A 13,770-nucleotide genomic window follows, 5' to 3' on the forward strand; every position below is an offset into this window, starting at 1 on the left:
GTTTGTTGAAGGTAGGTTAACATATATAGTTCATTTTATTTGATCCTTTCCCCTTAATTATTCAGAAGATGTGAGCTGGAAATCACCTGTTATTTACTGGTTCATTTCTTGTCATTCAGTGGTAAAAGGTATGTCAACGGTGGTACACCTTTCCTTGGCCGTAATCAAGGGAGACTGTTTTTCTTGAATAACCAGTAGTAGAACTAATCGTGCTTTGGCTGACTTCTTCAAGATACAGTTCCAAAATCATATGACAATTAACCATAAAAACCACCTGTACACTAGTGACATGCTTTTTCGCATGTCACTTAATTATACAAGATGCTATTCTATTAGTGGCTCTCTTTTATGCCAACGATAGCTCTTTTCTCCGCAAACGATGGCTCAAAAAAATCCGCAAAGCTGGCTCAATCCCTCCGCAATACCCACCCGTTGCTAACTGCTGAATCGTGTCCTGTTCGTCGGCGGAGCCATATGCCTGGTGGAACCCCATTGCACTGTAGTCAATTGGAGAGACCTCGGGGTCATGACAGCCCAATCAAGCTTGCGTTTCTGTATAACGAAATTCCTCTGCACTAAGGTTTAGGATGATCTGGAAAGTGTGGAATTGCCGGTAGGCCAAGTGGAAAGTGCTTGCTCAGCAACAGCCTCTAACATGTCGCGACTGAAGCCGGCCTTGGCTTGAACAGCAATACCGTGGAGCACCGTCAGCACGAATGCAGCTAGCGCAGCACAGTTAGCGGTCTCCGGCAGATCTCCCTCTTGCTTTGCCTGTTCGAAGCGATTGCGCAGCGACACCTCTCCGTCTGCACGCGCATCGATCAGGGCACGACGAATAGGTTCGGCATCGTCTGAGCCAGCCAAGGCGCCGTGGACACCCAGACACCCCTTCCGATCCGGGTAACGAGTATTTAATTCAGCCGCGCTAAGGAGGATGTGTGCGGCCACCTCCCTTGAAGTCGGCAACTCCAGCGCCGCCGGGATGAAATCCAGGTAGTGTTCGTAATAGCGCTCCAGCACTTGGTGGAACAACGCTTCCTTGTTGCCAAACGCTGAGTAGAGTGCGGGTCTTTCGACTCCCGTGGCCTGCGTCAGGTCGGTGTACGAAACGCCCTCGTAGCCTTTACGCCAAAACACGCAAAGTGCCGCGTCCAGTGCCTTATCCATATCGAATTCACGTTTACGTCCCATAAGTCAGATCACCTTGCTTTTTTTAATAGTCGATAATAAAGGGCTTATGTTCCTACTATACATTTATCATAACACGCATTACGAATTGAAGCGAGCTTCATCGGGCAAGGCTACCTACGGTAACGGATCATCGAAATAATCCGCATCTGGCTCTTGCATCACACATAAGCGCAAAACCTGGCCTGCGCTGTTTACCAACTCGCCAGAGTGCGACGCATCATCCTAACATGATTAGACCTAACAGTGTACGAAAAAAATACCGTAATGGTCATTATGTTATTGACAAACTGAACCGGAGCGTATAACATCAATAACATAATGACCATTACGTTATTGGTCGACCATCGGGGAAAAGGCGTTTAGTGACGTACTTAGAGGTTCTTTTCATGTAGAAAACCTTAATTGACTAGGCGAAGATTTTACAAAATGAGGTACCGGCAGCCCAAATAGCTTTATATTTCGAGCTAAGGATTTTTTGCCCAAAAGTGATTAAAATTTCTATTAAAAGGAGTAAGGATAATTATGACGAAGAAATTCAATGCAAAGTCAACTGCCGATCAGGTACTTTCCGGCGTTGATCTTAAGGGAACGCGAATTCTCATTACAGGTGTATCATCGGGCATTGGCCTAGAAACCGCCCGTTCACTGGTCTCTCACGGCGCCAGCGTTGTCGGCACGGTCAGAGACCTCGCCAAAGCCAAAGCGGCCACTTCATCGGTCCTTGACGCCGCTGTGCAAGGAGGCGGCAGCCTAGAGTTGATCAAACTCGATCTTGCATCCTTGCAAAGTGTGAACGCATGCGCGGATCAACTATTGGCAACCGGCCAGCGGTTCGACGCCATCATCGCCAATGCAGGTATCATGGCAACCCCATTCGGCCGGACGGTCGACGGCTCCGAAGTCCAGTTCGGGACGAACTATCTTGGCCATTTCGCTTTGATCAATCGGATCGAGCCGCTGCTTGATGATAATGGGCGCTTGGTGATGCTGTCGTCCCAAGCTCATCGAGCCGCTGATGTTGACCTGGACGATCCGAATTTCGAACAACAGGCATACGACCCATTCGTCGCCTATGGACGATCGAAAACGGCCACTACTCTCTTCGCGGTGGAGTTCGATAAGCGGCATCGCAATCGTGGCATTCGAGCTGCCTCGGTGATGCCCGGGAATAGTCTTACCGATCTTTCGCGCCATTTCTCGCAGGAAGACTTGCAGGGTCTTTTCGAAAACGTTGGCAAAGCTCGCGCTGAAGCGGGTCTTCCACCAGCGGAGCTCAAAGAAATCGCGCAGGCAGCCGCAACGTCGGTCTGGGCTGCAGTCGTGGCTGACAAAGACGAAATCGGCGGACGCTATCTCGAAGATTGTGCGGTCGCGCCGATCAATGACTCGCCCAATCCGTTTGCCGACGGCGTAAGGTCGTATGCGCTCGACGCTAACAAAGCCGGGCAGCTTTGGGCGAAAAGTGAGGAAATAGTAGGTGCGAAAGGAACGTACACGAAGACAGTGATCGGTATCATTGGTGCGGGTGAGGTCGGCAGCCAGATCGCGCGTGCGGCGATCGCGAACGGATATGAGGTCGTCATTGCCAATTCACGAGGACCCGAGACGTTGAAGGACCTCATTGACGAGCTTGGTCCATCAGCGCGCGCCGCAACTGCGGCCGGTGCTGCCGAGGCAGGTGACTTCGTCGTCGTGGCTGTCCCCCTCAAGCTAGTTAACGACATGCCTGTGGAACAGCTCGCGGGTAAGATCGTTCTCGACACGAACAACTACATGCCTTGGCGCGATGGCCATTTCCCTATGATTGACTCTGGTGAGAAGACAGTTCATGAGCTACGGCAGGAGCAACTTCCTACCTCGAAGGTGGCGAAGGCTTTCACCCACATCCAAGCTCCCCGCCTCTTCATTTCGAGCAGACCAGCCGGGGCCCCCGACCGTCATGCGTTGTCGGTCTCGAGCAACTTTCCTGAGGCGGTAGAACTCGTGACGCGGCTGTACGACCAATTCGGTTTCGATACTGTCGACAACAGTCCACTGAGCGAGTCATGGCGCAGCGGTCCCGGCCAGCCAGCTTGGACTGCGCACGTGCACCAGACCCGTGCTGAGCTGATTGCCAATCTCGCCAGAGCACGACGGATCACCTTGTCGTAAGTCCGTCCTGAAGACCCCTAATTGACGTCACCGCTGAAAATAGGGTGAGAAATGTACGCTAAGAACGATGGAATAGATGCTCAAACCCTTGGTATAAAAGAGTTTAAAAATGCTAACAAAAAGAGACTTTTCATTAGTTGTCCAAACTTTTAAGAAAAGTCTCTTTTTCTTTTATATGTTACTTCAATTGATGTTCCTTATTGTATGGTCATCTGATGCCCAGCCGTTCCATAACATCTTGTAGGATCGCCTTAGCTTCCATAAGTAATGAGGTAAAGAACCGACACTCTGCTTTTCCCGGAAAATAATTTGGCATTATTTTACTGTATATGTTATACTTGTTTGATAGGCTAAAAGCCCTTGGTCTTCTAGTGTTTTGACTCACCACTGGGGCGCAACACCAAAATAGGAAGGATGACCAATATGACAGGAGTACTTTACCAAGCAAAAATTGGAGATGGATTTGAGAAGAAGGGACTTATTCGTCGTGGTACTTTCTTTAACACACCTAAGGAAGCAGTTTCGGAAGCGTTTCAATTAAAAGAGCGGATGGACAAAAAGTATAAGAATAAAATTGTTTGGAATTATGATGGGGATATGAAAGGTTCTTCTAAGAAATTAAAAATTCTACGTGGTTTCTTGAACGGAGATATTGAATCTGAGCCATTTTATTTACAAATCGTTTCTGTAACAAAAGATAGAAGAAGTGCTGTATCTCCTAATCATGCTAAAAAGGTTACAATTAAGGATAAAAAAATTCTAGAGAAAGTAGTGGAATTTTTGAAATAATTACTACATTTGAAGTCACCTTTAATTTTGGATTTTAATAAATGAAATTAATATGAAATCCGCCCTAACCTCTTAAGTCACAAAGCTTTGAATCACTAAATGCTAACAATAAGTAAAAAGGCCACTCGATTTGAGTGGTCTTTTTAAAAACTAATTTTGAATGTACTTCCTAAATACCTACTTGTTATCCATTGAAATATAATTACAGGCCCGCTCCATTTAAAACAGGCCCAAAGGAACAGTTAACATCTACTTCTTATGAAAAGGCATAGTAGATACGCTTAAAGGTAGGAAACCAAGGACTATTATTCCCAACCCTCAGGTATAGTCTACTCTCTTAGAGGCAAGCGTGATTAGGTTCTGTATGATGGTTTTTACTCAGCGGCGAAAAACTTTTTCTAATAAAAGAATTAGCTTTTTCACAGAGTTTTATCCCTGCGAAAAAGCTAATTAAATTAATAGCTATAATCATCGTCATTCATGGTTTCCACAACTGACATTAAGTATCCATTACCAACAGCACTAAAAAAGTCATGATTGGTTGTAGAAGTTGATAATCCGTTTAAAACGATAGGGTTAACATCTTCAGCTGAATCCTCAAATAATGGATCAAGTCTTAGATTCATCAGTGCTTTATTAGCATTATATTTTAAGAATACTTTTACTTCCTCTGTCCATCCTATTTCATCGTATAAATATTCTGTATATCGACATTCATTTTCATATAATTGATACAGTAGCTGATAGGCCCACATTTTTAATTCTTCTTGTTCATCCTTCGGTAATTCTTTAAACCCTAAGCTAAACTTATAGCCAATATATGTCCCATGAACAGATTCATCTCTAATGATAAGCTTAATCACTTCAGCGACATTCATTAATTTTGACTTTCCTAAATAATAGAGCGGCGTGTAGAAACCGGAATAGAATAAGAATGACTCTAAAAACACACTCGCTATTTTACGCTGTAAGTCCGTACCATTTTCATAAATATCATCGATAATAGTTGCTTTTGTCTGGAGTGTATCATGAATTTCTATCCAATCAAAAATATCACGAATTTCTTGGTTAGTGTTAAGCGTACTAAAAATGTTAGAGTAGCTTCGCGCATGCTCTGTTTCCATAAATTGAATATTATTTAATACATCTATTTCTAAATCAGTTCTAACATGCTTCCGTAACGCTTCAATCCCACTTCTTGATTGAAGCGTATCCAGTAAAGTTAGCCCACCAAAAACCTTCTCAACTAATCTTTTTTCTACCTCACTCAGTTTTCTCCAATCTTGTTTATCTTTTGATACAGGCATTCTTGTTGATAACCAAAATTGGCTTGTTAGCTTTTCATACGTTAATTTGTCCACCATATCTTCTACGGCATTCCAGTTGGTTGCCTTATACATTTTATTATTCACTTACTATCCCCCTAGATACTACAAGACTCACAGTAATTTGCTCCTCGCTCTTCTCCATCCTCTGTGTAAGTTCGGACATAATAAACAGATTTTACACCCTTTTTCCAGGCATAATTACGAAGAATATTTAAATCCCTAGTTGTTTTCTTAGTAGGATAATCACTATTAACTTTCCACTCATACATACCCTCTGGTAGATCTTCTCTCATAAATAGCGTCATACTAGCGCCTTGGTCAATGTGCTTACCAGCAACTGCATACGTATCAATGACTTTTCTTTGATCCATATCATATGCAGAAACATAATAAGGAATGGTCTCATCAGACAAATAAGGAGCTGGATAATACACCTTACCACGTTTTCCTTCTGTCCTTTCCTCGATTCTTTGTGTAATTGGATGAATCGAGGCTGTTGCCTCGTTAACATAACTGATTGAACCAGTAGGTGCGACTGCTAGTCTATAAGCATTATAGATTCCATGTTTCATAATAGAAGCTTTTAACTTTTTCCAATCCTCATGTTTGGGTATGAAAATACCTTCAAATAACTTTCTTGCTTTTTCATGTTTAAATTCAAATTCTGGTGCATGTAAATATAAGTCAAAATAGGAACCATCTGCATAACTAGACTTTTCGAATTCAAAGAAGGTTTCATTACGTTCGATTGAGATCTGGTTACTTTCTACTAATGTCCAATAGTTAAGTAGCATAAAGTAAGCATCTACAATCTCTAGCGCTTCTGGACTCCCATAATGAATCTGATTTTTAGCTAAAAACCCATGAAGGTTCATAGCACCTAAGCCAACCGAGTGGTACATGTCATTGCCATTTTTAATAGAAGGGACAACATCTATACTGGAAGAATCGGTTACAAAGGTTAAAGCCCTTAACATTGATCTTACAGACTTGCCGAAATCAGGTGAATCCATTAATTGAACAACATTAGTAGAACCAAGATTACAACTAACATCATTACCTAAGAATTGGTATGTTTGATCATTATTTATAACAGACTGACGTTGAACTTGGAATATCTCCGTACATAAATTAGACATGGAGATAATACCATTTACAGGGTTAGCTCTATTTGCATGATCTATGTTAATAATATAGGGATAGCCACTTTCATTTTGAATATTACTAATTTCAGTTTCTAATTCACGAGCTTTTATCTTAGTCTTACGAATATCTTTATTGTTGACCATGTTCTCGTATTCTTTCGTAATATCAATACTTGAGAAGGGTTTACCATAAACCTTTTGTACATCATGAGGAGAAAACAAATACATAACGGAATTCTGCTTTACTAACTCATAATATTTATCTGGGACAACTAATCCAAGGGATAATGTCTTTATACGAACCTTTTCATCTGCATTTTCTTTGCGGACCGAAAGAAAATCGACTACATCAGGATGAAAAATATTCAGATAGACAACTCCAGCACCGTCCCGTGCTCCACCTTGGTTCGCATAGGAGAAAGAATCTTCATATAACTTCATAACAGGTACAATACCGTCTGCTAACCCATGGACCCCTTTAATCGGATCGTTGTTGGCTCTTATATCTGTAAGATTTAGCCCAACGCCTCCACCAATTTTTGATAATTGTAGAGCAGAGTTAATACTTCTTCCAATCCCGTTCATATCATCTGGGACGTTTAATAGAAAACAAGAAACCATTTCTCCAGCTCTTTTTTTGGCGATGTTTAGAAAGGTTGGTGTTGCAGGCTGATAACGCTGATTGATCAATTCATCTGCTAACATCATTGCTAAATCTTCATCGCCGTTCGCTAGTACTAGCGCATTGAATGCTAGTCTATCTTCATATCTTTCTAAAAACCATTTACCATCGTCCGTCTTCATTGCATATTGTGAATAAAACTTATAGGCACCCATGAAACTACGAAAACGAAACTTTTTTCCGTAGATCTCCTTAAAGAGCTTTTTGACAAAGCCTTTTGAATAGAGGTTTAAAAAATCCGCTTTAATATAATTATTTTCTACTAGATAGCCCAACTTTTCATCTAATGTATGAAAAAACATGGTGTGGGGATTAACATACTCCAAGAAATAGGCTTTACATGCTTCCCGGTCTTTATGAACTTGAATCTTTCCATCCTTTACAATATTTAACAAATTATTTAGCTTGAAGTAAGTTTCTTCTACTTTATTAGACTGTAATTGTGGAGACTGCAATGCTATTCACTTCCTTTTTAAAATACTCTATATCTTTATCTGTACCAGCGTATTCAAATGTGAAAATTAGTGGTTTGTTGTATTTGATAGATAATTCTTTAGCGTTTACACAATATAAATCATCAAAATTAAGGTTTCCACTGGAAGCAAATCCTTGTAGATACGCTATATTACCTTTATAGTCTATAAAATCACTTACATCTTCTGTAATCATATTTTCATAAGATGGTACGACTACTATGTAGTCTTCGAATACTTCGTGAAATGGATTAGTAGGTATAATTTCATATGACTTCATATCGACTCGTTCCACAAAGTCCCTAACATTGCCTGTTATAGACATATAAACTAATAACATTACTTATCTTCCTTTAATAATTGAAGTTTTTCAGGATTAAATCCAGAAATGTAATCATCAGGGCTCATACCATCTTTGATTACGATTGGCATGCTCATAAAACCTAGCCCCTTAAAATGTTGAATTTTCTTTTCTCTTTCATTTGGATTTAAATCCTCATCAATGTTTATAATCTGAAAGGGTATTCCTTCAGAACCTAATACATTTTTAGTCATCATACACTTTGGACAATTATTTTTAGTATAAACTGTAACCATTTGACCACTCCTAATATATAAAATTGTTTTAAAATGTCTTCCAAATTCATGTTTAGAAAATATGGCACAAACAGATGTTGAATCCAAATTTATGTGTCATAATTTCCTACGGCTAAGAACTCTTATTAGCCTAGGGCATAAAAATAGCCGCTCATATTTACATGAACGGACAAAAAACGACAGTAGAATAGCAATAAAAAATGCAAGCAAAGAAAGAAATTTGCTATCGCATTTCAAACCACACTGCAGCTCATTAAAGACTTTTCTATTAAAAGTATAATGAAAGGACAGTATGTAACTATTTATCCTACCGTTTTCCGTTCTTAATCCCCGAAGAAAAGAAATACGAGTAAGTTTGGCAGGTCTACTGACTTTAAATCATCCTCCAGAGAACCTTCCCGAAAATTTAACTATTTCAGTGGATTTTCTCCTTCGTCCTTTCTCACAGTTGCGGGTACAGTCGCGGATTTTCACCGTGTTCCCATTTTAAGACAAAGTTGTCACCTAACTTACATTACTACATATAGTGTAAAAAAATTTATCATATACAATATATTGAATTTATCATAGTTTATTTCTTTGTGCAATCATATTGTCACAAAAATAAAATATTATTATTAGTTTAACATTTATACTTGAATTAAGGGAATAAAAAATAGTTTTTTTAAGAGAAGTTGATAAATATTCTATTTACAAAAGATAGAAAGATCGTTTTAAAGGAACTACATTTAAAGTTGTGGATTGGAAAATTTTTTATTTTAAAAATGAATTATTGGATGGAGAAAGGAAAAAAGTAGATAGTTTCTTCAATATCTAAGGGATAGACATTCGGTAAGGGTTAAGAGGATTTAGACTTACTTTCGCAGCCTCATTTAAGCCAAAAAGACAATTACCTAGATATGGATCCTCACCCAACTGTTTGCTATTTCCCTTTCACATGTAATTGTTACTATATAAAAGAATAATAATCCGCATTTCTATAGTTTGATAAAAAGTGCTTGAGCATGGTATAAGTGTAAAAGAAGCGGAGACATCTTTGCTTTTTATTTTTGGGTCCTATCAGGTTCTGTCCTGAAGTTCCGGTAATGAGGGGATTGAATTTATATATGAAAGATAATTTCTGGCGTGATTTACCACGACCATTTTTTATATTGGCACCTATGGAAGATGTGACGGATGTTGTTTTCCGTCATGTAGTCACCGAAGCAGCGAGACCGGATGTGTTTTTTACAGAGTTTACAAATACGGAAAGTTATTGTCATCCAAATGGGCAACAAAGTGTTCGTGGACGTTTGACTTTTACAGAGGATGAACAACCGATGGTGGCCCATATTTGGGGGGACAAGCCCGAATACTTTCGGCAAATGAGTATCGGAATGGCGAAAGAAGGTTTTCGTGGTGTAGATATCAATATGGGTTGTCCTGTGCATAATGTGGCAGCAAATGGGAAGGGAAGCGGTCTAATCCGTCATCCAGAAGTTGCAGCAGAGCTCATACAAGCAGCAAAAGCGGGTGGGTTGCCTGTAAGTGTGAAGACAAGGCTTGGTTACACGGATGTGGATGAATGGCGCGACTGGCTTACACACTTATTGCAGCAAGATATCGTTAATCTTTCTATTCATTTGCGTACTAAAAAGGAAATGAGTAATGTGGATGCTCACTGGGAACTGATTCCAGAGATTAAGAAACTTCGTGATCAAGTCGCACCAGATACGCTTTTGACGATCAATGGGGATATTCCAGATCGCCAAACCGGCTTGGACCTCGTTCATAAGTACGGTGTGGATGGGGTTATGATTGGGCGTGGTATTTTTAAAAATCCATTTGCCTTTGAAAAGGAACCTAAAGAGCATACTAGTAAGGAATTGCTGGATCTCTTGAGGCTACATCTTGACCTCTATGATCAATATGCAACGGAATATGAACCCCGTCCATTCAAAGCACTTCGTCGTTTCTTCAAAATATATGTCCGTGGGTTTCGAGGAGCGAGTGAATTAAGAAATGAATTGATGAACACAGAGTCATCTGATGATGTGCGTGCACTGCTTGATAGCTATGAGTTTGAGAATGTTGATACTAGTATCTTGTAATTAAGTTGGTATAGCTGGTTTGCATGCAGTAGCGGTGGGGACTGATCACCGGTATCTTTAAATGAACGAGTTAATATTAAAAATTCTAAAGCACTCACAGACGATATCAATGTTTGTGAGTGCTTTTTGATTTTTGGATATTGTGTACGGAGTTTTTCATATTTCAGGAGCTTTGTTCTACTAGCTATAAATTAAAGAAAGGCCGTCTCGAAATAAACTTATATTTCAATAATCCAAATGCTGACGATAATTCATGTAGTTAATAGTAAGTAGTTTTTGTAAATGGAAGAAAGTCCTCCATCCAAGTTAATCTCTTGATAATCATGTTCGGCAAAGTGTCTTTTCCAAGCTCTTATAAAGAAAACTCCCCAGTTTACAAAAAAAATCCGCTATGTTATATTAAAAAAGTTCAATATGTTAAATAAAAATTTAACAAAGTTAACTAAAACATACTTATAAGTCTTCAGGCATGGAACTACTGAATGGGTTACGACATAGTAGATGAATAAACTAGTAAACTATTACCATTTGGTCTCCATATATGAAGGAAGAGTTTGAATGAATGCTTTTATATTTTTTTCATCTCTACATTCCATGTTCAACATCCAAGGAGGTTTAAAAAAATGAGTGAAACATATGATTATGTGGTAGTTGGTGGTGGTAGTGCAGGTTCTGTGCTAGGAAACCGCCTAAGTGAAGATGGGACACGCAGTGTTCTTGTTTTAGAGGCAGGGCGTAAGGATTTTTCATGGGATCTATTAATCCAGATGCCAGCTGCTTTGCCGTTCCCTGCAGGGAAAAGTCTCTACGATTGGAGATACGCATCAGACCCTGAACCTTATATGAATGGACGACGTGTCAAGCATGCCCGGGGAAAGGTACTCGGAGGTTCGGGCTCCATTAACGGCATGATTTTCCAACGTGGTAATCCATTAGACTACGAACGGTGGGGAGCAGACCCAGGTATGGATACGTGGGACTTTGCGCACAACCTTCCGTACTTCAAACGCATGGAAAATGCTTTAGCCTCAGATCCAAATGATGAGCTTCGTGGTCACGATGGTCCTCTAAAATTGGAACGCGGACCAGCTACGAATCCATTGTTCCAAGCCTTCTTTAACGCAGCTGTCGAGGCTGGCTACTCAAAAACCCCCGATGTGAACGGTTTTCGACAAGAGGGGTTTGGACCGTTTGATAAGCATGTGTACAAAGGTAGGCGGTTTGGACCTTCACGTGCCTATTTGCATCCGGCTATGAACCGCCAGAACCTTACTGTGAAAACTCGTGCTTTTGTTACAAGCATTGATTTCAATGGTACTCGAGCAAGCGGTGTAACCTATCAACGAAACGGGAAAACGCATCATGTTAACGCAGGGGAAGTTATACTCGCTGGCGGTGCAATCAATACTCCACAGCTTCTTCAACTGTCAGGTGTGGGTGATGCGGAACACTTGCGTTCACTTGGCATCAAACCAGTAGTCAATCTTCCTGGTGTAGGCGAAAACCTTCAAGATCATCTCGAAACTTACATCCAATATGCTTGTCCATTACCGGTTTCTGAGCAGCCTAGCTTAAATAAAGCGAAGATGCCTTGGATTGGTTTGCAGTGGTTGCTCGGACGCAAAGGTCCAGCAGCAACCAACCATTTTGAAGGAGGAGGTTTTGTTCGTTCGAACGAGGACGTTGACTACCCAAACTTGATGTTCCACTTCCTTCCGGTAGCGGTACGGTACGATGGGCAAAAAGCGGACACTAAACACGGATTCCAAGTACACGTTGGGCCTATGTACTCGGATGCTCGAGGGTCATTAAAGATTCGTTCGAAGGATCCTAAAGAGCACCCAAGCATGGTCTACAACTATCTTTCGACTGAACAGGACCGACGTGAGTGGGTGGAAGCGATAAAAGTCTCTCGTAAAATCATGTCTCAGCCAGCTATGGCACCCTATAATTCAGGAGAAATTTCACCTGGTCCTTCCGTTCGTACAGACGAGGAAATTTTAGATTGGGTAGCGAAAGATGCGGAGACTGCACTTCATCCAAGCTGTACGGCAAAGATGGGACCAACATCTGATCCAATGGCTGTCGTAGACCCTTTAACGATGAAGGTCCATGGCCTCGACAATGTACGAGTGGTTGATGCGTCTGCTATGCCTTATGTCACGAACGGGAATATCCATGCACCAGTGTTGATGCTAGCGGAAAAGGCATCAGACCTCATTCTTGGTCGCAAACCGCTGGCTCCAATTCATGCTGATTACTATCGTCATGGAGTACACCCAACTGATGCAGGTACAGTAAAAGCTTAATAAATAATGCTAACTAAAAAGAAGGCCTCTTTCAACGTGTATGCGCGTAAAGCATACATGTATGGAAAGAGTGCCTTTTCTATTTTGGCTAGAAAATAGCCCTATTAATCAGGGAAATATAAACATATTTAAATGTACTTTACAAATATCCTATTATGAACGAAATACCAGGATGTGGCCCGAACTTCCACAACAGAACAATAGCTTAATAATATGATTTAACAACATTCATGGCTTTTTAATGTGTCCCCAAACTTTGATTTGGGAACGTTTCTTAGAATATTGTTGTATATAGAATTCGAGGCTCAAGTAGATGGCAGCCCTCGATTGTTTTACTTTGTTATGATTACTTATCGCCAAAATGTAATCTGTTCCGGGCTTAAACGTACAGAATCATAACCTTTTTCATCCGCCTTGCCGATGGATAAAACTACAACAGGTTTATATCGCTCAGGTTCTAAATCAAAGGCAGCTGCCAGCTGATCTGCTTCAAAACCAGCCATCGGATTTGTGTCATATCCATAGGCTCTTGCTGTCAGCATTAATTGCATGGTAAAAAAGCCACTATCCAATCTAATTCCGTCATTTTCTTTTTCTTTTGAAAGCGCCGGATAGTAAGATTTAATGGTTGCTAATTGATTATCCCGTACTTCTGGCGGCATTTTTCCTTGTTCAACAGCCGTATTGTAAATGTAGTCAGCATTTTCGTAGTATTTCGTATCTGCAAAGATTAAAAGCATCGCAGATGAAGTATCATTTTGTTGGGTATTAAACATAACAAGAGGACGTAACTTTTCCTTTCCTTCTTTACTCTCTACGACTACCACCCTCCAAGGTTGTAGATTAGCTGCTGACGGAGCTGTTGCCGCATCTTCAATAATCTTATTCAACTCGTCTCTCGGTATTTTGTAATTTGGTTGATACCTACGGATAGAGTGTCGACCTTTCATAATGTTCTCAAAATTGTTTTGCTTTAAAGTCATATGGTTAACCCCTTTTTTAAAATTTGTGGAAT

At 40.6% G+C, this 13,770-nt stretch carries 11 protein-coding genes and 1 riboswitch; of the genes, 4 read left to right on the forward strand and 7 right to left on the reverse strand.

All coding sequences use genetic code 11. From position 1 onward, the window contains the following. Window positions 1–133: 133 nt before the first annotated feature. Entirely contained in the window at window positions 134–265 is a 132-nt protein-coding gene (locus KO561_RS20365) for a hypothetical protein (RefSeq protein ID WP_269140685.1), read from the reverse strand. Window positions 266–582: 317 nt separating this feature from the next. Continuing rightward, window positions 583–1,191, reverse strand: a complete 609-nt coding sequence (locus KO561_RS02500) for a TetR/AcrR family transcriptional regulator (RefSeq protein ID WP_231095579.1) — start codon at window positions 1,189–1,191, stop codon at window positions 583–585. Window positions 1,192–1,713: 522 nt separating this feature from the next. Here KO561_RS02500 and KO561_RS02505 point away from each other — a divergent pair. Together KO561_RS02505 and KO561_RS02510 are read left to right on the forward strand one after the other, a co-directional pair. Then, window positions 1,714–3,342: an SDR family NAD(P)-dependent oxidoreductase gene (locus KO561_RS02505; protein WP_231095580.1), complete on the forward strand. Its 1,629-nt coding sequence runs from the start codon at window positions 1,714–1,716 to the stop codon at window positions 3,340–3,342. Window positions 3,343–3,765: 423 nt separating this feature from the next. Beyond that, a complete protein-coding gene (locus KO561_RS02510) occupies window positions 3,766–4,131 on the forward strand; it encodes a hypothetical protein (RefSeq protein ID WP_231095581.1) in 366 nt (121 codons plus the stop codon). A gap of 455 nt (window positions 4,132–4,586) precedes the next feature. Here KO561_RS02510 and nrdF read toward each other — a convergent pair whose 3' ends face one another. Genes nrdF through KO561_RS02530 form a run of 4 tightly spaced genes read right to left on the reverse strand, consistent with a single transcriptional unit; the run spans window position 4,587 to window position 8,356 of the window. Further along, entirely contained in the window at window positions 4,587–5,543 is a 957-nt protein-coding gene (gene nrdF, locus KO561_RS02515) for a class 1b ribonucleoside-diphosphate reductase subunit beta (protein ID WP_231095582.1), read from the reverse strand. Between the two features lie 11 nt (window positions 5,544–5,554). Continuing rightward, on the reverse strand, window positions 5,555–7,741 hold the full coding sequence (gene nrdE / locus KO561_RS02520) for a class 1b ribonucleoside-diphosphate reductase subunit alpha (RefSeq protein WP_231095583.1): 2,187 nt from the start codon (window positions 7,739–7,741) through the stop codon (window positions 5,555–5,557). Beyond that, on the reverse strand, window positions 7,716–8,099 hold the full coding sequence (nrdI, locus tag KO561_RS02525) for a class Ib ribonucleoside-diphosphate reductase assembly flavoprotein NrdI (protein ID WP_269140686.1): 384 nt from the start codon (window positions 8,097–8,099) through the stop codon (window positions 7,716–7,718). Before nrdI ends, nrdE begins: the two co-directional genes overlap by 26 nt. Further along, window positions 8,099–8,356 carry a glutaredoxin domain-containing protein gene (locus tag KO561_RS02530; RefSeq protein ID WP_231095585.1) on the reverse strand — a complete coding sequence of 86 codons (258 nt, stop codon included), beginning with the start codon at window positions 8,354–8,356 and terminating at the stop codon, window positions 8,099–8,101. Before KO561_RS02530 ends, nrdI begins: the two co-directional genes overlap by 1 nt. A 340-nt stretch (window positions 8,357–8,696) precedes the next feature. After that, a riboswitch (cobalamin riboswitch) is annotated at window positions 8,697–8,879 on the reverse strand. A gap of 583 nt (window positions 8,880–9,462) precedes the next feature. On the opposite strand from KO561_RS02530, the gene KO561_RS02535 reads away from it, so the two are divergent. Together KO561_RS02535 and betA are read left to right on the forward strand one after the other, a co-directional pair. Next, window positions 9,463–10,446, forward strand: a complete 984-nt coding sequence (locus KO561_RS02535; protein WP_231095586.1) for a tRNA dihydrouridine synthase — start codon at window positions 9,463–9,465, stop codon at window positions 10,444–10,446. Between the two features lie 623 nt (window positions 10,447–11,069). Beyond that, complete coding sequence (betA, locus tag KO561_RS02540; RefSeq protein WP_231095587.1) at window positions 11,070–12,755, forward strand: choline dehydrogenase; 1,686 nt, start codon at window positions 11,070–11,072, stop codon at window positions 12,753–12,755. 350 nt (window positions 12,756–13,105) lie between these two features. Here betA and KO561_RS02545 read toward each other — a convergent pair whose 3' ends face one another. After that, window positions 13,106–13,738 carry a nitroreductase family protein gene (locus tag KO561_RS02545; protein ID WP_231095588.1) on the reverse strand — a complete coding sequence of 211 codons (633 nt, stop codon included), beginning with the start codon at window positions 13,736–13,738 and terminating at the stop codon, window positions 13,106–13,108. Window positions 13,739–13,770: the final 32 nt, after the last annotated feature.

The organism is Radiobacillus kanasensis, from assembly GCF_021049245.1.
GTDB lineage: Bacteria > Bacillota > Bacilli > Bacillales > Amphibacillaceae > Radiobacillus > Radiobacillus kanasensis.